The following is a 23091-nucleotide window of genomic DNA, read 5'->3' as shown; positions in this document are numbered from 1 at the left end:
CCTTCACACACCATGAGTAAATTACAAAAAATGATTTATATTTCGCTACTTGTTGCACAAGGAGTGATCATTGGTTTATTGGAAAATATGATCCCTTATCCTTTTTCTTTTGCGCCTGGTGCAAAACTAGGCTTAGCCAATCTAATCACGATCGTTGCCATTTTTACCATGAAAAAACGAGACAGCTTCTTACTACTTTGGCTACGACTATTCCTGACTACTTTGCTAGGCGGAACGATTTCCACATTCCTTTATAGTATGAGTGGTGCTTTGCTTAGTTATTTTGGAATGTTATTGGTCAAGCAATTAGGACCAAAACGTGTCAGTATCATCGGAATTAGTGCGGCCGGCGGTTTCATGCATAATGTCGGACAGCTTTTGATGGCTTCTTTCATTGCACAATCATGGACAGTCATGTTGTACTTGCCAGTCCTTTCAGTTTTAGGGATTTTATCAGGGATTGCAATCGGGATCGCAGCGAATTATCTTTTACGACATGTGCAGACACTTCAACGATTCCAAAAAGATTATGAGCAGGGAACCAAACAAAAATGGAGCCCAATGTTTACCAAAAAATAATCGTCACACAAGGAGTTTTTTTATGAAGCTACATCCAATGTGGGAAAACTATCCTGCTTTAAGTAAAGAATTGACAGAAACACTAAAACGGATGGAAGAAACTGTCCGCCTGAAAAACAAACCTGTCGAACAAGCAATCAAAGAAACGATCCATGCCGGCGGAAAGCTGTTGCGTCCTGCCTATCAGCTATTGTTCTCACAATTTGGACCAGAGCAAGATCGAGACAAAGCCATCGCTTTGGCAGCTTCTATCGAAATGCTCCATACGGCCACACTGATCCATGATGATATCGTTGATGAAGCGGATCTGCGACGTGGTCAGCCTAATATCCGTAGTCAGTTTGGTAATGTCGTTTCTGTCTATGCAGGAGACTATTTATTTGTCTGTTGTTTTAAACTATTGTCTGATTACTCCACTTCCTTGAAAAGTCTCCAATTGAATTCTCGCAGTATGGAAAAAGTATTGAATGGCGAATTAGGGCAGATGGATGATCGCTATAATTATGAACTTTCTGTAAAAGAATATTTGGAAAATATTTCAGGTAAGACAGCTGAACTGTTCCAATTAAGTTGTTCTGTTGGCGCTTTTGAAAGTGGAACAAGCGAGCGCTTCGCAAAAAAAGCAGGAGATATCGGACTTTCTATCGGGATGGCCTTTCAGATTATCGATGATATTTTAGATTATACAAAAGAGAGCCAGGAAATCGGCAAACCTGTACTAGAAGACATGCGTCAAGGGGTCTATTCTTTACCGTTGATCTACTCTTTGCAAAAAAACAAACCAAAGCTACTACCTTATTTAGAGAAGAAAGCGGCAATGACAGAAGAAGATGTCGACGCCGTACGCAAAATCGTTGAACATACAGGAGGCGTGGAAGAAGCTAGGAAGTTAGCGGCCTCTTACACAGAAAAGGCTTTGAAGGAAATAAAGAAATTACCTGCCACCTCTCTTCGAACAAAAGAGAATCTCTTTTCCCTTACCCAACTGATTTTGGATCGCAAAGACTGAATAGGGAAAGGTTCGATACGTAAATAAATTTCTCAGAAGGAAATCTACGTGTTTTTTGACAAATTGAATTGTAGTTCTTGTATTTATGATAAAAAGCAAAAATAAAGAGCAACGTCCGTTAGCGACGTTGCTCTTTATTATCTTGAATATTTTTTTACCTTTTCGATTTCTTATAACTCATAAAAGTGATTCTTAAACCGATTACAAGTAATATAACGCCTGCGAGTGTTATCCAATTATTCGATTGACTTCCAGTTTTAGGAAGTGCTCTTTTTGATTTGTTTCCATTGTCATTGCTTGTTTTATTAGTTAAGTTAAAGTTCGTCCTGTTATCCGAACTTGTTTTTGAGAAGGAGACACTTGCATGACGTGTATCGCTTGTGGTAGACGACGTGTCTGTACTATCGCTTGAAGTTGATGAATCTGAGCTATCACTTGTGGTAGAGGTAGTATCTGTACTGTCACTTGAAGCTGACGTGTTCGTGCTATCACTTGTAGTGGTAGATGTATCCGTACTGTCGCTTGAAGCTGACGTGTCCGTGCTGTCACTTGTGGTAGAGGTAGTATCTGTACTGTCCACTTGAAGCTGATGTGTCCGTGCTATCACTTGTGGTAGAGGTAGTATCTGTACTGTCACTTGAAGCTGACGTGTTCGTGCTATCACTTGTAGTGGTAGATGTATCCGTACTGTCGCTTGAAGCTGACGTGTCTGTGCTGTCACTTGTGGTAGAGGGTAGTATCTGTACTGTCACTTGAAGCTGACGTGTCCGTGCTGTCACTTGTGGTAGAGGTAGTATCTGTACTGTCACTTGAAGCTGACGTGTCCGTGCTATCACTTGTAGTGGTAGTTGAATCTGAGCTGTCGCTTGTGGTTTTAGTACCTGTACTGTCGCTTGAAGCTGACGTGTCCGTGCTGTCACTTGTGGTAGAGGTAGTATCTGTACTGTCACTTGAAGCTGATGTGTCCGTGCTATCACTTGTGGTAGAGGTAGTATCTGTACTGTCACTTGAAGCTGATAAATATTTCGTTAGGATCCCAACGATTGGTAGCTGCATCTAAAATCACATTTGTCCCTATAATCGTTCCGTCTTGGTTTTGAGTAATGCGGATAGTAGCATTAGGCGCAAGGATTGTTCCTTGAAAAGGAGCACTGATTGTCAAATCAGTCATCTCATTTCCAAAATTCCAAGAGATATTCGCATCCGAAAAATCTTCTGTTTCATGATTTGAACGATCATTGTATTTGATTGGTGACTGTACGTTCAATGCAGAAGAACTGTTGATGACATTAAATACAACTACTTGATCATTTGGATTAATGATTTGAAGTGGCGTATTCATCGTTAACACTTCTGCATCGATATTTACCAATAAAAACCCGGTATCTGATAAACCAGTTAAATCGATTGTCCGATTGTTCATGTCTGGAAAATCTTCAGCAGTATATGTTTTCGCTGGAGTGATCGTTGCAAGATCATTTGCTGCTACATTCAATTTAGCAAATTCCTGCTCGAAATCAATATATTCATGCCCAGCACGATCTTTATAAAAATCATCTGGAGTTAAGTGATCAAGCCTGGATCCATTGACTGTAGGATGACCATCTTGAAGTGCTACATCCACGTTACTGCCAACGACAAATTTATTCATTCTTGTGCCACCTGTAGGTATGCCTGAAGAATTAGCGAAAGAATCAGTTTTTTGTATATAATTTATTTCTTGGTTCAATAAACCTTCATGAAGCTCTGTACCAAAATTATTTTTTTGCATCAAGTTCATGTGTTGCTATATTTCCGTCTGTATGTGCATTCACAGTTGTTTTATTTTTAGCAAATACGTGGAATTGACTAGCAATTCCTAACAAGCCATAGTTACCGGTTAGATCATTATAAATATTCCCAGGGTCTTTAGGAATGTATGTTTCCGCTGAAACGGCCACACCATACGAAAAGATATTGAACAACAAAGCAACTAGGACTAGTAAACTTGCCCTTTTTTTCATTTTTCCCCTTCCTTTCCTTTCAAACATTTTCCTATTATACTCTTTTTCTCCTAGGCTTAAACTGTTCGTTTGAAAAATCATTGTTTATTTAAAGAATATTAATGAAACGTTCATATTGTTGCTTCTTGTTCAATTGATAGTTCGACACTATCTTTTTCTTTCAATCTCCAAACTATTGATGATGGTGACTGTTAAAGTGTAAAAAATAAGGGTGTGTAGTAACATATAAGTAGGTATCCTAGAATTAGGAAAAAGTAAGTAGGATAAATAAAAAGGAGGAAAATAAATGGATTATTTAGATATGCTTTGCGAGAGTGTGGATCGGGCATACGATCGGTTTGAACGTTTGTTTGAAGGCGTCTCTATTGAGGAGGCCAATCGTTTTCCAGTGGAAGATAGAGCCCCGCAGATCAAATCAATGACTTGGCTGGCTTGGCATACCGCTCGAGAATTAGATTTCCAGATTGCTGATTTAGCAGGAATCTCTCCAATTTGGCATAGTCAAGACTGGGAAAGCCGGTTTCCGATGACGATAGCAGATAACGAACAAGATTGGAAGCATAGTCTGGAACAAGCAAAGCAGATCCAAGCTAATCAAATAGAAGATCTGCTAGGATACTTGCGAGGAGCTGCTGATTTTGCTATTTCTTACTTAAGAAGGCTGGAACCTTCCGAGCTAGATGAAGTAATTGACGAGAACTGGACACCACCAGTCACACGAGGAATGCGTCTCGTTTCTATTATTGATGATGCTGCTATGCACTCTGGTCAGGTGATCTATGCGAGACGTTTGTTGGGATTAAGAGATTAAGGCACTAGCTAAAAAAGAACTTACGGCAAAATAAGTCGCAAGTTCTTTTTTGTTTTTATCGTTACCCATGGTCTATCTATAAGATTGAAAAAGGAAGCGGTCTGCTATCTCTTTTGATCGTGTAAACTGATGACTCTCTTGTTTTTTGCATTGATTCATTTAAAGAAAGTGTACCATGCTTTATAGATATTTTTAGAATACCTTTTTCTAGAGGATAGAGAAACTGTCAGCTGATAGAATAAGGAGAGTCTTTTGAAGAGAATTCAGAAAAAAGGACACTGTATGAGATCAGGTGTCCTTTTGTGAAATCTGATAATTATTGCGTACGGATAGATGTGAGACTGATTTCGCCAGAAGACAAACTCATCTTCTGTTCATTTGTTTGGACGATCAGTTCGCCATGATCACCGATTTCTTTTGCAAGACCGACATAAGTCGTTCCTTTTTGATTGAACGACACGGTTTTTCCCAATACGAATGATTTTTCTTTATAGAAGTCCAACGCTTTTTCTGGGTGAGAAAGATAAGTGAACAATTCTTGCCAGATTTTGCTGATTAGCTGATTCCTTGTGACACTAGCTTGTCCGTCGGGAAAGACAGAGATGGCTTTTTCTTGGAGATCAGCTGGAAAATGATTTTGAGGAACAGAAAAATTAAGCCCGATCCCAATGATGATATGACTGATCCTGCCGCTTTCCATATCACTGACTGCTTCAGATAAAATCCCACAGACTTTTTTTCCATCCATGTAGATATCATTGACCCATTTGATCGAAGCAGAACGACCGGTTACAGATTCAATGGCTTTCACACAGGCACTGGCTGCGATGATCGTATATTGAGGCAATTCATCAAACCGTTTGTCTGGATGGAGCAAGAGACTCATGTAGATTCCTCGTCCAGGTTCAGCGAAAAAAGGCCGTCCAAAACGTCCACGAGCTTGTTCTTGTGTATCAGCAACAAATAACTTCGAAACAGAATCTCCTTGAGCTGCTGCCAGTTTGGCATCTTTCATCGTAGATTCAGAAGTCAACATCGTTTGTACTTTCAAATCAGGAATAAACGACCGTAGCTCTTGCTGGATTTCTTTTGCATCTAGTACGTCAGAGGGCAGGTAACGATACCCTGTAGGCCCGTGCTCAAAACGATAGCCTGCCTTTTCCAATTCTTTGATGACTTTCCAAATACTTGTCCGGGAAACTTCCAGTTGCTGTGCCAACTTTTCTCCGGAAAGAAAATCTGGTGTCTTTTTCAATAATTGAAGTACCTTGTCTTTCGTTGTCATGGCATCAAGCTCCTTTCCCATCCATTCTATCAGGAAGAAGGAGAGAACAAAATAGTTTTCGAAGAAACAACGGTTGATACATAAAGCAAAAACGAAAGAAGGAAAGAGAAAAAAGAAGAGGATGGGTGTTCATTTTTTGTCCCAGCCTCTTTCTGATTATGAAGATAAAAGTACTTGATCGTCTTTTAATGCCGTGCCGCTGTTTTGTTTGAACAACGCTAATAATTGGGGCACTGTGAGCTGCTGTTTTTCCTCTTGCTGGATATCTACGACGATCCTTCCTTGATGCAGCATGATCAGTCGATTCCCATAGCGGATCGCGTCTTCCATGTCATGAGTGACCATAAAAGCAGTGAGATTCTGCTCAGTGATCAGCTTTTCTGTCAATTCCATCACCGTTTTGGAAGTAGCAGGGTCAAGCGCTGCAGTGTGTTCATCTAATAAGATCAGTTCTGGACGCTGTAATGTGGCCATCAATAGCGTAATAGCTTGACGTTGTCCTCCAGACAGCAAACCGATTTCTGAGGATAAACGATTTTCCAACCCCAAATTTAGCCGAGCCAGCTGGTCTTTGAAAAATGTTCGGTCTTGTGGTTTGACACCACGGAAGAAGCCGCGTTTTTTTCCTCGTTTCATAGCAAGAGCAAGATTTTCTTCTACCGTTAAACGAACGGCTGTCCCTAGTTTAGGATCTTGGAATACGCGACTGATGGATTTCGAACGTTCGACAACAGATTTTTTCGTGATATTTTTTCCATTCAATAAAATTTGTCCCTGATCGACAGAAAATGTACCGGCGATGCTGTTCAGCAAAGTAGATTTACCAGCCCCATTTCCACCGATGATCGTCACGAAGTCGCCGGGATCTAAGGAAAGATTAATGCCTTTCAGGACATGATTTTCGTTGATCGTTCCTTTTTCAAAGGTATGATGGAGATTTTCCAATGTTAAGACGTCATTCATTTGACACTACCGCCTTTCTTTTTTTGAGGTAAATGGAATTTTTGCTGGATCTGCGGGAAAGAAAGACAGATCACTAGCACGAAAGCAGAAGCAAGTTTCGAATCACTTGGTTCAACATTCAGTTCGAAGACTAACGCCAAAATAAAGCGGTAAATGACCGCACCTAAAACGACAGTCAAGAGACGGAGAAATAGTGGCTGGTTACGTAACAAAACTTCTGCGATGATAATAGAAGCAAGTCCAATTACGATCGTTCCAATACCAGAATTCAAATCAGCAAAGCCGTTGTTTTGCGCAAGCAAGGAGCCAGAAAGAGCAATGCATCCATTAGAAATCATATAACCGATGATCTTCATATTATCTGTGTTGATCCCGTTTGCTTCGCTCATTGCCAGATTATCGCCAGTTGCACGAATAGCAAGTCCTGTTTCTGTACGTAAGAACAAAACAAGTAAACATACAACGATCAAAGCAAAAAGCAGACCGACGATCAGTATAGCGTTGTCTTTTGTTATGCCGAATGACTCGACCCAATGAAAGATCGTTGGCTGACCCAATAAAGAGATGTTCGGCGCACCCATCACACGGGATGTGACAGAATATAAACCAGTCATGGTGATGATCCCTGCAAGAAGGGCGGAAATTTTCAATTTTGTGTGAAGCAGTCCGGAAACAAGCCCTGCTGCCGCACCCCCTAAAAAGCCTAGAAGACAAGCTGTCAATGGATGATAGCCATTTGTAATACTTACTGCCGCGATCCCTGCACCTAAAGGGAAGCTTCCTTCAGCAGTCAAGTCGGCAATGTCCAAGATACGGAAAGTGACGTATACACCAATCGCAAGTAGGGCCCATAAGACCCCTTGCGATGCAGATGATAAGAAAAGAGAGAGCAAATTTGTCATGAGAATCCTCCTGTGTTTTATTCAGCTTCTTTGATGCTGTCTGGATTGATGCCTAATGCTTTGGCCATGTCTTTATTGACATACAGTTCCAAATCATTCGCTGTTTCGACAGGAAGTTCACTTGGCTTCTTGCCGTCTAAGATTTTTGCTGCCATGATCCCTGTTTGTTTGCCCAAGCTTTCGTAGTCGATTCCTACTGTTGCTAGACCGCCGTCTTTGACTTGATCAACTGCGCCAGCAACGACAGGTGTTTTTGTTTCTTTTGCGACTTCACCGACAACAGTTGCCGCACTTGCGAACGTGTTATCAGTAGGAATATAGATTCCATCTACATCTTTAGCTAGACTTTTCGTCACTTGTTGGACATCATTTGTGGAATTTGCTGTCAGTACTTTGACTTTGACGCCCGCTTTTTTCAATTCTTTTTCTGCCAAATCAGCTTGGATCTTAGAGTTTGCTTCACCGTTGTTATACATGATGCCGATTGTTTTGGCGTCTGGCACGATATTTAACAGTAAGCCGATTTGTTTTTCGATTGGCACCATATCTGTCGTGCCAGTCACATTGCCGCCAGGTTTTTCATTGGATGTGACTAAATGGGCTTGTTCCAAGTCTGTGACCGCTGTGACAGTCATCGGGATAGTGGTTGTTTCATTTAATAAAGATTGTGCCGCTGGAGTGGCGATCCCGAGTAGCAAATCAGGATCTTCTTTGACGAGTTTCTCACTCATACTTTTCAGGTTGTCTTGATTGTTTTGGGCATTTTGATAATCGATTGTTAGATTATCGCCTTCTTTATACCCTTCTTCTGCTAATCCTTCTTTATACCCTTCTTCTGCTAATCCTTCTTTGAATCCTTTATAGGCAGCGTCTAACGAGTTATGTTGTACAAGTTGCAATACGCCAATTGTTTTTTGTCCATCTGATGCCTCTGCGGAATTGTCTTTTTGTGCGCAACCTCCTAAAGCTAGTAGCAGGGCAGCGCCTAATCCGATGAATATATTTTTTTTCATTTCTTTTTCCTCCTTAATTTTGGGAAACAAAAAATCCATTCAGACAAAATGTCCAAATGGATTGAAAAGTCGGAAAATAAAGGCTCTATACTTTTTGATGTTGGTGGATGACACCAGCATCTTTTTTATTTTCCAAAACATATAGAAAAGACACCTTGAAATCCTTTAGAATTAATTTGGCGAACCAACCCAAAAGGAGGAATCAAGATGTCTTACACTCACCTTATCAAAGAAACATTAGATATTCTAGACTTATCAGTTACTTTTAACGAAAATTGTCTCACAAAAGAAAAATACAAAGGGCAAATCTGTCATATTTATCGTGGAAACTTGATTTATACAGCCCAAGAATGCATCCACTGTAAACACCAGATTGCTTCAGATATTGTGCGTTGGGGTACAACAACCGTCCGGTTGTTAATGAACGATGTTTCTGAATACCGTACCTACCTCGAATTGAAAAAGCAACGCTTCAAATGCAAAGCTTGTCAGCGGACCTTTGTCGCAGATACTTCTGTTGCGAAAAAACACTGTTTCATCAGTGAGAAAGTCCGCTGGTCTGTCGTGACTCGTCTGAAAAAAAATACCTCAATGACAGAGATCGCCGCTCAGAAAAATCTATCGGTCTCTTCTGTTTACCGTATTATGAAGCGATTTTATCGTCCGTTGAATCCTTTTCGGACACCGTTACCTAAGGTACTTTGTTTTGATGAATTCAAATCAGTTCGGGGTGTTTCAGGTGCTATGAGTTTCATCATGATGGATGGACAAACACAGCGCTTATTGGACATTGTCGAGAACCGACAACTGCCTTTTTTAAAACGTTATTTTAGTCATTTTTCACGAGAAATTCGTGAAGCGGTCGAATGGATCGTGATTGATATGTACGCTCCTTATGTATCGCTCGTTAAAGAGCTGTCTCCAAAAGCACAGCTGATTATTGACCGGTTTCACATCGTCCAACATATTGGTCGTACCTTTCGCAATCATCGAATCAAAGAAACGAACCAACTATTAAAAAGCAAAGAACAAAAACACTATCAATTAGGTAAGCAATTAAAAAGATACTGGAAACTTCTTCAAAAAGATGAACGCAAGCTTGATTATACTCGACGCCTTTGGCGACCTGGCTTCAAAGCTCATTTAACAGAGACCGATATTGTGGATCGCTTACTGAAAGGGAGCCCTGCTTTGCGTGTAGGCTATCAGTTATATCAAGACTTTCTTTACGCTGTAAAGGAACGAGACTACGTATCGTTTGAAGAACTACTTACCAATAATATCATGCTTCCCGAAGGCTATCAGACGACCTTGAGAACGTTCCAGAAATTTCTGCCACAAATCAAAAATGCTTTACAACAAAGTTATTCAAATGGCCCACTTGAATGTCTGAACAACCATATCAAAGTGTTAAAACGAAATGCATATGGCTTTCGTAGCTTTTATAATTTCAAATTGCGCATCATGATTCGTCATGGCAACGCATTGATTTTCAACTAAAAAAGATCAAGAGGAACTGATCCACTTGATCTCCAATTATTCTAAGATTTCTCTTTACCAACATCATTTGACAAAGAGTCAAAATAAATTGAAAAAGTAGAATGCTTGATACTTTTACTTTGTATTTTCACTGCTCAGCCACTTAGCATTTTGTCTACGTGGCTTTTTGCTGCAATACAAAGTTCTTTAGCCATCATAGATACAAACTGTCGTTTAACGTTTGTATCCATCATGATGAATACAAACCTATCTAAAGTAGCTAAAGTAAAAGTTATTCAGTTGTGTTGGTGCGATTTGGTTGATGTTGGTTCGCATAGAAGTTCCTCCACAAAATGAATTTTCTAAAGTATAACCGAGATAAAAAGGTCTGTCAATTAAGAATTGTCAGATAATTGAAAACATAAAATTGAAAACATTAAGAAAATATTGCGAAAAAGCAGAAGAAACGCCAGGAAGTGTTGACTTTTATAGAAAATAAGTGTAGTATATGAAGTTGCAAAAACTATCTGATGAAGAAAAGGCAGAAACGAAATATTGTCCGTTTCGGCTTTAATATAAGGAAACAAAAGTAGAAGCTCACGAAGTAAGGTTTCAAGAGAATGTTCTATTTTTGGTTTTTTTTTGCCTAAAAGCCGCAAAAAATGTCTGTTGTTACCTAAAAATAATATTTGAAATATTATTGTAACAATTGATCGGGTAGTCTTTTTGAATGACATTTTAGAGGGGTGAAGAGCTTGGCTGGACACGTAGTAAAATACGGAAAACATCGCGAACGTAGAAGTTTCGCAAGAATCAGTGAAGTGTTGGAATTACCAAATTTGATCGAAATTCAAACAGACTCTTACCAATGGTTCTTAGATGAGGGACTTAGAGAAATGTTTGAAGACATTTTGCCAATCGATGACTTCAATGGCAATCTATCTTTGGAATTTGTAGATTATGAATTGAAAGAACCAAAGTATACAGTAGCAGAAGCTCGTGCGCATGATGCAAACTACTCTGCACCATTACATGTAACATTGCGTTTGACAAACCGCGAGACTGGCGAAATCAAAGCACAAGAAGTATTCTTCGGTGATTTCCCATTAATGACAGAACAAGGAACATTCATCATCAACGGGGCAGAACGAGTAATCGTTTCTCAGTTAGTCCGTTCACCAGGTGTCTATTTCCATGGAAAAGTCGACAAAAACGGAAAAGAAGGATTCGGTTCTACTGTTATCCCTAACCGTGGCGCTTGGCTAGAAATGGAAACTGATGCAAAAGACATCTCTTATGTACGTATCGACCGTACACGTAAGATTCCTTTAACCGTATTAGTTCGTGCGTTAGGATTTGGTTCCGATGATACGATCTTTGAAATCTTCGGTGACAGCGAAACATTACGCAATACAGTCGAAAAAGACTTGCATAAAAACGCAAGCGACTCAAGAACAGAAGAAGGTTTGAAAGACGTTTACGAACGTTTGCGTCCAGGCGAACCTAAAACAGCAGATAGCTCACGTAACTTGCTGAATGCTCGTTTCTTCGATCCAAAGCGTTACGACTTAGCAAACGTTGGTCGTTACAAAGTAAACAAAAAATTAGATTTGAAAACACGTCTATTGAATCTGACATTAGCTGAAACATTAGTTGATCCAGAAACAGGCGAGATCATCGTTGAAAAAGGAACAGTTCTGACTCACCAAGTCATGGAAAAACTAGCTCCTTTCATTGATAATGGCCTAAATTCAGTGACTTACTATCCATCAGAAGACGGTGTGGTCACAGATCCAATGACTGTCCAAGTCATCAAAGTATTTTCACCAAGAGACCCTGAACGTGAAGTAAACGTGATTGGAAACGGCTATCCAGAAGCAGCTGTAAAAACGGTTCGTCCAGCCGACATCATTGCTTCAATGAGCTATTTCTTGAACTTGATGGAAGGTATCGGCAATGTCGATGATATCGACCACTTAGGAAACCGTCGTATCCGTTCAGTCGGTGAACTTTTACAAAACCAATTCCGTATCGGTCTAGCACGTATGGAACGTGTGGTTCGTGAAAGAATGTCGATCCAAGATACTGAAACATTGACACCTCAACAATTGATCAATATCCGTCCAGTTGTGGCAAGTATCAAAGAATTCTTTGGTTCTTCTCAGTTGTCTCAGTTCATGGACCAAACAAATCCTCTTGGCGAATTGACACACAAACGTCGTCTTTCAGCCTTAGGACCTGGCGGATTGACTCGTGACCGTGCCGGTTATGAAGTTCGTGACGTTCACTACTCCCACTATGGACGTATGTGTCCGATCGAAACTCCTGAAGGCCCAAACATAGGGTTGATCAATAGTTTGTCCAGTTATGCGAAAGTAAATAAATTCGGATTTATCGAAACACCTTATCGTCGTGTAGACCGCGAAACAGGTCGTGTAACCGACCAAATCGACTACTTGACAGCAGACATCGAAGACCATTACATCGTAGCCCAAGCAAACAGCCCATTGAATGAAGATGGAACATTTGCTCAAGACATTGTTATGGCTCGTGCTCAAAGTGAAAACTTAGAAGTATCTATTGATAAAGTAGACTACATGGACGTATCACCTAAACAAGTAGTTGCCGTTGCGACAGCATGTATTCCTTTCTTGGAAAACGATGACTCCAACCGTGCCTTGATGGGTGCCAACATGCAGCGTCAAGCAGTGCCGTTGATCAATCCTCAAGCACCATGGGTTGGTACTGGTATGGAATACAAATCAGCGCATGACTCAGGAGCTGCTTTGTTATGTAAACATGATGGTGTCGTTGAATACGTTGATGCTTCTGAAATCCGCGTACGCCGCGACAACGGTGCATTAGATAAATACGATGTAACGAAATTCCGTCGTTCAAACTCCGGAACAAGCTACAACCAACGTCCAATCGTTCATTTAGGTGAAAAAGTCGAAAAAGGGGATACTCTGGCAGACGGACCATCTATGGAACAAGGCGAAATGGCTCTAGGCCAAAACGTTTTAGTTGGTTTCATGACTTGGGAAGGGTACAACTATGAAGATGCGATCATCATGAGCCGTCGTTTGGTAAAAGATGACGTATACACTTCTATCCATATTGAAGAATATGAATCAGAAGCCCGCGATACAAAATTAGGACCTGAAGAAATCACACGCGAAATCCCTAATGTCGGGGAAGACGCATTGAAAGATTTAGACGAAATGGGCATCATCCGTATTGGTGCAGAAGTCCAAGATGGCGATTTGCTTGTAGGGAAAGTCACGCCAAAAGGGGTAACAGAATTATCTGCAGAAGAACGTCTATTGCATGCGATCTTTGGCGAAAAAGCTCGTGAAGTCCGCGATACATCATTACGTGTACCACATGGCGGCGGCGGGATCGTTCACGATGTGAAAATCTTTACTCGTGAAGCTGGAGATGAATTGTCACCAGGCGTAAACATGTTAGTTCGTGTTTATATCGTTCAAAAACGTAAAATCCATGAAGGGGATAAAATGGCCGGTCGTCACGGAAATAAAGGGGTTGTATCCCGTATTATGCCGGAAGAAGATATGCCATTCCTACCTGATGGAACACCAATCGATATCATGCTGAATCCTTTAGGGGTGCCTTCACGTATGAACATCGGGCAAGTATTGGAATTACACTTGGGTATGGCTGCACGTCAGTTAGGTATCCACGTAGCAACGCCAGTATTTGATGGTGCAAGTGATGAAGACGTATGGGAAACAGTTCGTGAAGCCGGTATGGCCAGCGATGCGAAAACTGTTCTGTACGACGGACGTACAGGTGAACCATTTGATGGACGTGTGTCTGTCGGTGTGATGTACATGATCAAACTTGCTCACATGGTCGATGACAAATTGCATGCACGTTCAATCGGACCTTACTCATTGGTTACACAACAACCATTGGGAGGTAAAGCTCAATTTGGTGGACAACGTTTTGGTGAAATGGAAGTATGGGCACTGGAAGCTTACGGTGCGGCTTATACTTTACAAGAAATCTTGACATACAAATCAGATGACGTAGTCGGACGTGTGAAAACATACGAAGCAATCGTCAAGGGTGAACCAATTCCAAAACCAGGTGTACCGGAATCATTCCGCGTATTGGTGAAAGAATTGCAATCACTAGGTCTGGATATGCGTGTCTTGGATATCGAAGAAACAGAGATCGAACTTCGCGACATGGACGATGAAGACGACGATTTGATCACTGTTGATGCTTTGACAAAATTTGCCGAACAGCAAACTGCCAAAGAATTAGAAAAGAAAGCTGCTGAACAAGTGGAAGATGAAAAAGACGATGTCATCCAAAACTTTGAAACCGCAGAAGATAATTTAGACTAATCCGGTCTATGAGCTGCAAGGCGGTCGAAGATCAGCCGTCTTGCGGTTTGCCATTAAATGAAATGGAGGGAACCCCTTTTGATCGATGTAAATAAATTCGAAAGTATACAAATAGGTTTGGCTTCTCCCGAAAAAATCAGAAGCTGGTCTTACGGTGAAGTAAAAAAACCTGAGACGATTAACTATCGTACCTTAAAACCTGAACGCGAAGGGTTGTTCTGTGAGCGGATTTTTGGTCCTACAAAAGACTGGGAATGTGCCTGCGGAAAATACAAACGTATCCGTTATAAAGGAATCGTTTGTGATCGATGCGGAGTGGAAGTTACTCGTTCGAAAGTTCGCCGTGAACGCATGGGACATATTGAATTAGCAGCTCCTGTTTCACATATCTGGTACTTTAAAGGGATTCCTTCACGTATGGGTCTTGTATTAGACATGAGCCCACGCGCTTTGGAAGAAATCATTTATTTTGCTTCATATGTAGTCATCGAACCAGGAAATACGAATTTAGAGAAAAAACAATTGTTGACAGAACGCGAATATCGCGAAAAACGTGAACAATATGGACAAGAATTCCAAGCTGCTATGGGTGCAGAAGCGATCAAACAATTACTTGATAATGTTGATCTAGATGCAGAAGCAGCCGAATTGAAAGAAGAATTGAAATCTGCACAAGGACAAAAACGTACACGTGCAATCCGCCGTTTGGATATTTTAGAAGCATTCCGCGCTTCAGGAAATCAACCAAGCTGGATGGTTATGGACGTTATCCCTGTTATTCCACCAGATTTACGCCCAATGGTTCAATTAGAAGGTGGACGTTTTGCAACAAGTGACTTGAATGATCTTTACCGTCGTGTAATCAACCGTAATAACCGTTTGAAACGTTTGTTAGACTTGAATGCACCTGGAATCATCGTTCAAAATGAAAAACGTATGCTGCAAGAAGCAGTAGATGCATTGATCGATAACGGTCGTCGCGGACGTCCAGTTACTGGACCAGGTAACCGCCCATTGAAATCTCTTTCTCATATGTTGAAAGGGAAACAAGGTCGTTTCCGTCAAAACTTGCTAGGTAAACGTGTCGACTACTCCGGTCGTTCCGTTATCGTTGTTGGACCTTTCTTGAAGATGTACCAATGTGGACTTCCAAAAGAAATGGCTATCGAATTATTCAAACCATTCGTGATGCGTGAGCTTGTTCAACGCGAACTAGCTTCAAACATCAAAAACGCTAAACGTAAAATCGAACGTCAAGAAGACGAAGTATGGGATGTCTTAGAAGACGTAATCAAGGAACACCCAGTATTGCTGAACCGGGCACCTACGCTTCACCGACTTGGTATCCAAGCATTCGAACCAGTTTTAGTACAAGGACGCGCAATCCGTTTGCATCCACTTGTATGTGAAGCTTATAATGCCGATTTCGATGGAGACCAAATGGCTGTCCACGTGCCATTGAATGAAGAAGCACAAGCAGAAGCACGTATGTTGATGTTAGCTGCTCAAAACATCTTGAACCCTAAAGATGGTAAACCAGTTGTTACTCCTTCTCAAGATATGGTTCTAGGTAACTACTACTTGACAATGGAAGAAGAAGGACGCGAAGGCGAAGGAATGGTCTTCAGAGATCAAAACGAAGCCGTTATCGCATGGCGCAACGGATATGTTCATTTACATTCACGTATCGGTGTGAACCCTAACTCATTAGGTGAAAAACCATTTACTGAATGGCAAAAAGAACGTACGATGATCACAACAGTTGGTAAGATCATCTTCAACGAGATCATGCCTCCTGAATTCCCTTATCTGAATGAACCAACAGACTTCAACTTGACCGTCCAAACACCGGACAAATACTTTGTTGAAGCTGGTACTGATATTCCTGCACATATCAAAGAGCAGGAATTAGTATTACCGTTCAAGAAGAAAAACTTAGGAAACATCATCGCAGAAGTCTTCAAACGATTCAAAGTAACAGAAACTTCTAAGATGCTTGACCGTATGAAAGACTTAGGGTACAAACATTCAACACATGCCGGTATCACAGTAGGGATCGCTGACATCAGTGTACTGAATGAAAAACAAGAAATCATTGAAAATGCCCATAAACAAGTTGAAACTATTACAAAACAATTCCGTCGTGGTCTGATCACAGATGACGAACGTTATGAACGTGTCATTGCTGTTTGGAATGCTGCAAAAGACAGCATCCAACAAAAACTGATGGAAGGTTTGGAAGCGAAAAATCCAATCTTCATGATGTCTGATTCTGGAGCTCGTGGGAACATTTCCAACTTTACACAGCTTGCCGGAATGCGTGGTTTGATGGCCGCTCCTAATGGTCGAATCATGGAATTGCCAATCATTTCGAACTTCCGTGAAGGACTATCCGTCTTGGAAATGTTTATCTCAACTCACGGGGCTCGTAAAGGGATGACCGATACAGCCTTGAAGACTGCCGATTCAGGTTACTTGACTCGTCGTCTGGTTGATGTGGCCCAAGATGTAATCATCCGTGAAGAAGATTGCGGTACTGACCGAGGTCTTGAAATCCAAGCAATCCGTGAAGGAAATGAAATCATCGAATCATTAGAAGATCGTTTGGTGGGACGTTACACTCGTAAAGAAGTACGTCATCCTGAAACAAATGAATTGATTATCGCAGGAAACCAATTGATTTCCGAAGACATCGCAAAACAAATCGTTGATGCAGGTGTCGAAACAGTGACAATCCGTTCTGTCTTCACATGTAATACAAAACATGGTGTCTGCAAACATTGTTACGGACGCAACCTTGCAACTGGCTCTGACGTTGAAGTCGGAGAAGCAGTTGGTACGATCGCCGCTCAATCAATCGGTGAACCTGGTACTCAGTTGACGATGCGTACATTCCATACGGGTGGGGTTGCCGGAGACGATATCACTCAAGGTCTTCCTCGTGTCCAAGAAATCTTTGAAGCACGTAATCCGAAAGGGCAAGCAGTGATCACAGAAGTAACAGGGGATGTCATCGATATCTCAGAAGATCCTGCAACACGTACCAAAGAAGTAACAATCAAAGGAAAAACAGATACACGTACGTATACTGTTCCTTATACAGCACGTATGAAAGTAGTAGAAGGCGATATGATCCACCGTGGTGCACCATTGACAGAAGGATCAATCGATCCAAAACAATTGTTGCAAGTCCGCGATGTATTATCTGTTGAAAACTACTTGCTTCGTGAAGTACAACGTGTTTACCGTATGCAAGGGGTAGAAATCGGCGACAAGCATATCGAAGTAATGGTTCGTCAAATGCTGCGTAAAGTTCGTGTAATGGATCCAGGTGATACAGATATCTTACCAGGTACATTATTAGACATCGCAGACTTTAAAGATCAAAACTACAATACGCTAGTCTCAGGAGGCGTTCCTGCAACTTCTCGACCTGTCTTGCTAGGTATCACAAAAGCATCATTAGAAACAAATAGTTTCTTATCTGCTGCATCATTCCAAGAAACAACTCGTGTCTTGACGGATGCTGCGATCCGCGGTAAGAAAGATCCTCTTCTTGGTTTGAAAGAAAATGTTATCATCGGTAAGATCATCCCAGCTGGTACTGGTATGCAACGTTACCGTGACATGGAACCAAAAGAAGTCGGTGTAGCAAGCGAAAATGTCTACAGTATTTCAGATATTGAAGCGCAAATGGCTGCAGAAGACGCAATGAACAATCAAACAAAATAGATATTTTACAAAAGAGGTTGTGACAAATTATTGTCACAACCTCTTTTTTGGTTTGTCTAAAATAATTTGTCTAACTAGAAGAAAAGTGGGAAAGGATCTTAACAACATCGGTTCGTATCCAATTAAGGTATCGGAACGATCAACTTCCTAGAGAAGTCAATCAATAAAAATAAAGATAGATCATTTTTTGAATGTAAAATAAATTCATGGGAAGATAGAGTGGTTATTTTTAATATTTTGCTAGCTATTAGTGAATAATTCCTCGAATAAAACAAAACCAGTAGACATAACTGTTATTCTATTTATGTTTTAGAGATAAGTATCCCCAAATAACATGGATTGAAATAAGGGTAAATGAGTTTGAAAAAATGAACTATAAAAACTTATACACAACGTGGTTAAAAATAGTTTTTTCTTCCCTGTGGAAAAAATAGTTTAACACAAACATTATAGTTATCCACAGCTATCTAAAACAGATGGAAAATAAAGAAAAATCCGCTAAAATACCGGGAGGGGGTAATGGGGGGTGAGTGATTGAAAAAAGAACAGAGTAACTGACTTATCCTCAGTGTTTCTGTTCTTTTATAAATCTGCCCTACATTTCTTGTTGTTGGATCGAATCTGTGAGAGTAATCTCGGTTGAAAGAATGATTCTTTTTTCTTCTGGGTATTGGTGATGGATCAATTGGAATAAAAGTTCTGTGGCTTTGATTCCTAACTGATTTGTTGGAATGTCTATCCGAGTCAGCTGTGGCGAAAATAGGGAGGACAATAAGGGATCACTGAATCCTGCGATCGAAAGATCATCAGGTATCTGCTTTCCAGTTTGTTCTGCAACTTTGTAAATACTCAATGATTTTAATGCATCGGTAGAAAAAATCGCAGTTGGTCTTTCTCGCAGCTTCATTAAATCATTCATTGCTGCCATGCTGTCTTCTAAGCGAAAGCCACCGTCTATGATCCATTCATTACGGATATCTAGGTGATGATCAAATAAGCATTGACGGTAACCATTGAGACGATCATTGGATACATAAACTTCTGTCGGAGCATGGAGACAGCCGATATGACGATGTCCATTCTTGATCAGTGTTTCCACCAAATCGTAACTATCCTGGAAATTATCCGTGTCCACTGAGTAGATGTTCGTGTAGTCGTTTCCGACTTTTCCGATTACCACAATAGGAATATTGTATTGATCCAATTCAAAAAGAAGTGTTTCATCCATCGTAGAGCTTAAAATAATAATTCCTCGAATCATTTTTTCTTGGATCTTTTTCGCGCATTTTTCTAGCTCTTCTTCTGGTGTTTTTGCCGTTTGTAGAATCAAGTCGAAGTTATTTTGTTCAGAAACGGCAGAAATGGATTGAATAACATCTGAAAAAAAAGGATTGCCATAGGTCGTATGAGAAGTACGATGAGATAATGTTAGAATCGCGTCAAAACCATTTCCTGACAGTCCTCTTGCAATTTTGCTCGGTTCATAATTCAATTCTTTGATTGCTTGAAGTACACTTGCTTTTGCTTTATCAGAGATATTTGGCTGGTTATTTAATACTCTGGAGACAGTTGATTTGGAGACATTGGCTTTGTTCGCAATGTCATAAATAGTAGGTTTCAATTTTATATGCACCTCCTTTTTGGGAGCGTTTTAGAATAATTCCATAGTACAATAGACATTCTTTTTTGTCTATGATTTTGAAAATTTAGGAATAGCTTGCATGATCATGAGAGACCATATTTTTTTAAGAAGCTATTAACTATTGATACATAAGCTTTCTTATTTGTATTTTTTGTATATCAAAATTATTTAAAAAAATGCTATTGACAGTAAGCGTTTTCCATAATATGATCAAATCGTTGGGAACGCTCCCAAAAAAGAAAGGGGAATCCGATGTATACAAAACTTTTACAAGCGATTTATCGCGACTCAGATTTGGCTGAGAAAACCGCCTCTATGATTGAACAAAAAGTCAGTGATTATCAGCAGAAGAAAGGCCAGGCAGGCAAACTGCATTGGGACGAAGAAGATATTTTCTTGATTACTTATGGGGATCAATTTTTTGAAGAGCAGCAACCAACTTTGCGTACATTTAAGAAATTTTATCAAAAGTATTTGGCAGATACATTTAGAGTTGTACATTTCTTGCCATTTTTCCCATATACATCTGATGATGGTTTCTCCGTTGTAAATTATCAGGCAATCAACGACCGTTTGGGCACATGGGAAGATATAGAAGAAATGAGAAGCGAAACACGGTTAATGTTCGACTTTGTCTGCAATCATATGTCTGCCGAAAGTACTTGGTTTCAGGAATATTTAAACTTGAATGATACGTACAAAGATTTTTTTATTGATTTGCCACTGGATACAGATACAAGCAGCGTGACTAGACCAAGGACTAGTCCACTACTTACAACTTTCATCGACAAAAACGGGAAAGAAAAACATGTATGGACGACTTTTAGCGAAGATCAAGTAGATTTGAATTTTAAAAACCAAGAAGTTTTATTGAAAATGATCGATATTCTTTTGTTTTACCTAGAAAAAGGCGCTTCGTTTATTCGTTTGGATGCTGTGGGGTTTTTATGGAAAGAACTAGGAACTTCTTGTATACACCTGCCAGAAACGCATAAGATTATTCAGTTATTCCGTGCAATCGTTGATGAAGCAGCTCCAGGAACGGTATTGATCACCGAGACAAATGTGCCACATAAAGATAATATTAGTTATTTTGGCGATGGCAGGAATGAAGCACAGATGGTCTATCAGTTTTCACTGCCACCTTTGACTCTTCACGCGATACGCTCGGGAAATACAAGTAAGTTGAAAGAATGGTTAGAAACAATCAATTTTACATCGAAATAAACGACCTTTTTTAATTTTTTAGCTTCCCATGACGGAATCGGATTAAACCCGATAAGAGGTATTTTGCCGGAAAAAACGATCCTTGAATTAGTGGAACAGCTGAAGAAAGAGGGTGCCCGAGTAAACTACAAGAAAAACCCAGATGGAACGACCAGTCCATATGAGATAAACGCTACGTATCTAGATGCGTTAAGTTCTCCAACAGATACGACGGAATGGAGAAGCAAACGCTTTTTAGCAGCTCATTCATTTTTGGTAACGTTACCAGGTGTGCCGGCAATTTATATTCAAAGTGTGCTGGGAAGTCGAAATGATTACAAAGGCGTAGAAAAAACAGGAGAGAATCGAAAAATCAATCGGCAAAAATTTTTGTTAGCAGATATTGAGAAAGAGTTGCAGACAGATCCATTAAGAACAGCAGTATATGGTGAATTGACCCAGATGCTATCTATTCGAAAAAAAGAAAAAGCCTTCCATCCGAATAGTTTGATTTACTTACTGGACTCAGCAGATTCTTTTATCAGTTTTATTCGCGAAGCGAAGGAAGAGAAAGTCTTAGTTATCCATAATTTTTCCAATCAATCAGCAGGTTATCTTTTACCAAAAGGAGATTACCTAGACCTGTTTTCTGGACAAATTATCCATTGCAGTCAAGAACGAAAGTTGATATTCCAGCCGTATGAATATATGTGGCTGAAAATAATAAAATAAGAGGTGGAAAAAAATGAAAAAAATTATTGTTACTACCTGTCTGCTAGCTACTGGATTTCTTCTTACTGCTTGTGGTGAAAGTCAAAGCTCTAACGAATCACAACAGACAACGATTCAATTCATGCACTCTTCTGTCGAACAGGAACGATTAAGTGTGATCAATGAACTGGTTGCTGATTTTGAAAAAGAAAATCCAGACATCAAAATCAAGCAAGTGCCGGTAGAAGAATCAGCGTTCAATACGAAAATCGTTACGTTAGCTCGTTCCGGTAAATTACCAGAAGTAATGGAAGTCAGTCAGGATTTTGCTAAAGTGATGGATAAAGATGAACTGATTGATCATACGGCAGTCCAAAACGTTATCGAGGAAGCTGGAGAAGATAATTATTATGACGGAGCCAAAAACCTTGTTCGTTCAGAAGATGAAAAAGCTATATTGCTGCACCAATTAGCGGCTGGGTTCAAGGTATTTGGTATGACAAAGAAAAATTATCAGAAGCTGGTTTTTCAGAACCAGAAAATTGGGATGATATTTTAAAAATTGATCAACATTTCACAGATAAAGAGAATAAACAATATGGAATTGCTATGCCTACTGCTGAAGGAACAATGAGTGAGCAAGCGTTCTCTCAATTTTCTTTGTCAAATGGAGCAAATGTCTTGGATGATGAAGGCGAGGTAACGATCGATACGGAAAAGATGAGAGAAGCATTGTCGTTTTATCAAAACTTATCCCAATACACGATGCCAGGCTCTAATGATGTGACAGAAATCAAAGATGCTTTCATGAATGGAACAGCACCAATGGCAATCTATTCAACTTACATTTTGCCTTCTGTTTATGAAGCGGGGAACTCAGAAAATATCGGTTTTGCTATCCCAACACAAAAAGATCAAGCTGTCTATGGAACAGTATCTGGATTGACGATTTCTTCTGGTCTAGACGAGAAACAAAAAGAGGCTGCTGAAGCATTCACAGCTTTCTTATCTCAACCGAAAAACATGGAAAAGTGGGTCTTGATGTCTCCTGGGGGTGCTCAACCAGTGAATAAACAAGTAGTCGAACTGGATGGTTACAAAGAAAATGAAGTCATCAAGTCTTTTGGCGAGCTGCCATCTGAGATTGCTAGTGCTTTTGATGAAGTACAAGTCTTTGGACTAGTCGGGGGAAAGAATTTCACGAAAATGGGAGATATCACAAGCTCAGGTGTGATCGGAAAAGCAGTGAACCAAGTAACTGTCGGAAACGAAGATGTCGATCAAGCTTTAGCTGACGCACAAAAAAATACGAAATAACAAGAAGTTCTGCCAATGGTGTTCGAAAAAAGCAGATAGCTATTGGCAGATTATCAGGGGGAGGTT

The 23091-nt window shown here is 40.2% G+C and carries 11 protein-coding genes and 3 pseudogenes; 8 read left to right on the top strand and 6 right to left on the bottom strand.

From position 1 onward, the window contains the following. Positions 1-12: 12 nt before the first annotated feature. The gene (locus tag MKX69_RS12250) at positions 13-579 is read left to right on the top strand and encodes a Gx transporter family protein (RefSeq protein ID WP_002289378.1); all 567 of its coding nucleotides are present in this window, start codon (positions 13-15) and stop codon (positions 577-579) included. A gap of 22 nt (positions 580-601) precedes the next feature. Beyond that, a complete protein-coding gene (locus tag MKX69_RS12245; protein ID WP_002289380.1) occupies positions 602-1588 on the top strand; it encodes a polyprenyl synthetase family protein in 987 nt (328 codons plus the stop codon). A 154-nt stretch (positions 1589-1742) separates the two neighbouring features. On the opposite strand, the pseudogene scm reads toward MKX69_RS12245, so the two are convergent. Further along, positions 1743-3591: pseudogene (scm, locus tag MKX69_RS12240) on the bottom strand (collagen-binding MSCRAMM adhesin Scm). Between the two features lie 286 nt (positions 3592-3877). On the opposite strand from scm, the gene MKX69_RS12235 reads away from it, so the two are divergent. Beyond that, positions 3878-4402 carry a mycothiol transferase gene (locus MKX69_RS12235; RefSeq protein WP_002300075.1) on the top strand — a complete coding sequence of 175 codons (525 nt, stop codon included), beginning with the start codon at positions 3878-3880 and terminating at the stop codon, positions 4400-4402. A gap of 316 nt (positions 4403-4718) precedes the next feature. Here MKX69_RS12235 and MKX69_RS12230 read toward each other — a convergent pair whose 3' ends face one another. The 4 genes from MKX69_RS12230 to MKX69_RS12215 all read right to left on the bottom strand — a co-directional run bounded on the left by MKX69_RS12230 (position 4719) and on the right by MKX69_RS12215 (position 8565). Beyond that, positions 4719-5687, bottom strand: coding sequence for a biotin--[acetyl-CoA-carboxylase] ligase (locus MKX69_RS12230; RefSeq protein ID WP_341010436.1), 969 nt, complete (start codon positions 5685-5687; stop codon positions 4719-4721). A 156-nt stretch (positions 5688-5843) separates the two neighbouring features. Beyond that, positions 5844-6650 (bottom strand): ABC transporter ATP-binding protein, encoded by an 807-nt coding sequence (locus tag MKX69_RS12225; protein ID WP_002328805.1) that lies wholly within the window; start codon positions 6648-6650, stop codon positions 5844-5846. Beyond that, entirely contained in the window at positions 6647-7552 is a 906-nt protein-coding gene (locus tag MKX69_RS12220; protein ID WP_341010434.1) for an ABC transporter permease, read from the bottom strand. The genes MKX69_RS12225 and MKX69_RS12220 overlap by 4 nt, the downstream gene beginning before the upstream one ends. A 17-nt stretch (positions 7553-7569) precedes the next feature. After that, on the bottom strand, positions 7570-8565 hold the full coding sequence (locus tag MKX69_RS12215) for an ABC transporter substrate-binding protein (protein WP_341010432.1): 996 nt from the start codon (positions 8563-8565) through the stop codon (positions 7570-7572). A gap of 207 nt (positions 8566-8772) precedes the next feature. Here MKX69_RS12215 and MKX69_RS12210 point away from each other — a divergent pair, with 207 nt between their 5' ends. From MKX69_RS12210 to rpoC, 3 genes are all read left to right on the top strand, one after another. Beyond that, positions 8773-10065, top strand: a complete 1293-nt coding sequence (locus MKX69_RS12210) for an ISL3 family transposase (protein WP_341008367.1) — start codon at positions 8773-8775, stop codon at positions 10063-10065. Between the two features lie 734 nt (positions 10066-10799). After that, entirely contained in the window at positions 10800-14417 is a 3618-nt protein-coding gene (rpoB, locus tag MKX69_RS12205; protein WP_341010430.1) for a DNA-directed RNA polymerase subunit beta, read from the top strand. Between the two features lie 78 nt (positions 14418-14495). Next, positions 14496-18149, top strand: coding sequence for a DNA-directed RNA polymerase subunit beta' (gene rpoC / locus MKX69_RS12200; protein ID WP_341010428.1), 3654 nt, complete (start codon positions 14496-14498; stop codon positions 18147-18149). 595 nt (positions 18150-18744) lie between these two features. Here rpoC and MKX69_RS12195 read toward each other — a convergent pair. After that, positions 18745-19770 carry a LacI family DNA-binding transcriptional regulator gene (locus tag MKX69_RS12195; protein ID WP_341010425.1) on the bottom strand — a complete coding sequence of 342 codons (1026 nt, stop codon included), beginning with the start codon at positions 19768-19770 and terminating at the stop codon, positions 18745-18747. Positions 19771-20043: 273 nt separating this feature from the next. On the opposite strand from MKX69_RS12195, the pseudogene MKX69_RS12190 reads away from it, so the two are divergent. Both MKX69_RS12190 and MKX69_RS12185 read left to right on the top strand, forming a co-directional pair. Then, positions 20044-21729, top strand: a pseudogene (locus MKX69_RS12190) (alpha-amylase family glycosyl hydrolase). Positions 21730-21742: 13 nt separating this feature from the next. Beyond that, positions 21743-23025 (top strand): annotated as a pseudogene (locus MKX69_RS12185) (ABC transporter substrate-binding protein). Positions 23026-23091 lie beyond the last annotated feature (66 nt).

It is taken from the genome of Enterococcus sp. FSL R5-0957 (assembly GCF_038008005.1).
GTDB classification, from domain to species: domain Bacteria; phylum Bacillota; class Bacilli; order Lactobacillales; family Enterococcaceae; genus Enterococcus_B; species Enterococcus_B faecium.
The sequence above is the reverse complement of the archived record's forward strand: the minus strand, read 5'-3'. Positions and strand labels throughout refer to the sequence as shown.

Coding starts and splice junctions, on each gene's coding strand:
- MKX69_RS12250 (WP_002289378.1), top strand. CDS start 13: ATGAGTAAATTACAAAAAATGATTTATATTTCGCTACTTGTTGCACAA.
- MKX69_RS12245 (WP_002289380.1), top strand. CDS start 602: ATGAAGCTACATCCAATGTGGGAAAACTATCCTGCTTTAAGTAAAGAA.
- MKX69_RS12235 (WP_002300075.1), top strand. CDS start 3,878: ATGGATTATTTAGATATGCTTTGCGAGAGTGTGGATCGGGCATACGAT.
- MKX69_RS12230 (WP_341010436.1), bottom strand. CDS start 5,687: ATGACAACGAAAGACAAGGTACTTCAATTATTGAAAAAGACACCAGAT.
- MKX69_RS12225 (WP_002328805.1), bottom strand. CDS start 6,650: ATGAATGACGTCTTAACATTGGAAAATCTCCATCATACCTTTGAAAAA.
- MKX69_RS12220 (WP_341010434.1), bottom strand. CDS start 7,552: ATGACAAATTTGCTCTCTCTTTTCTTATCATCTGCATCGCAAGGGGTC.
- MKX69_RS12215 (WP_341010432.1), bottom strand. CDS start 8,565: ATGAAAAAAAATATATTCATCGGATTAGGCGCTGCCCTGCTACTAGCT.
- MKX69_RS12210 (WP_341008367.1), top strand. CDS start 8,773: ATGTCTTACACTCACCTTATCAAAGAAACATTAGATATTCTAGACTTA.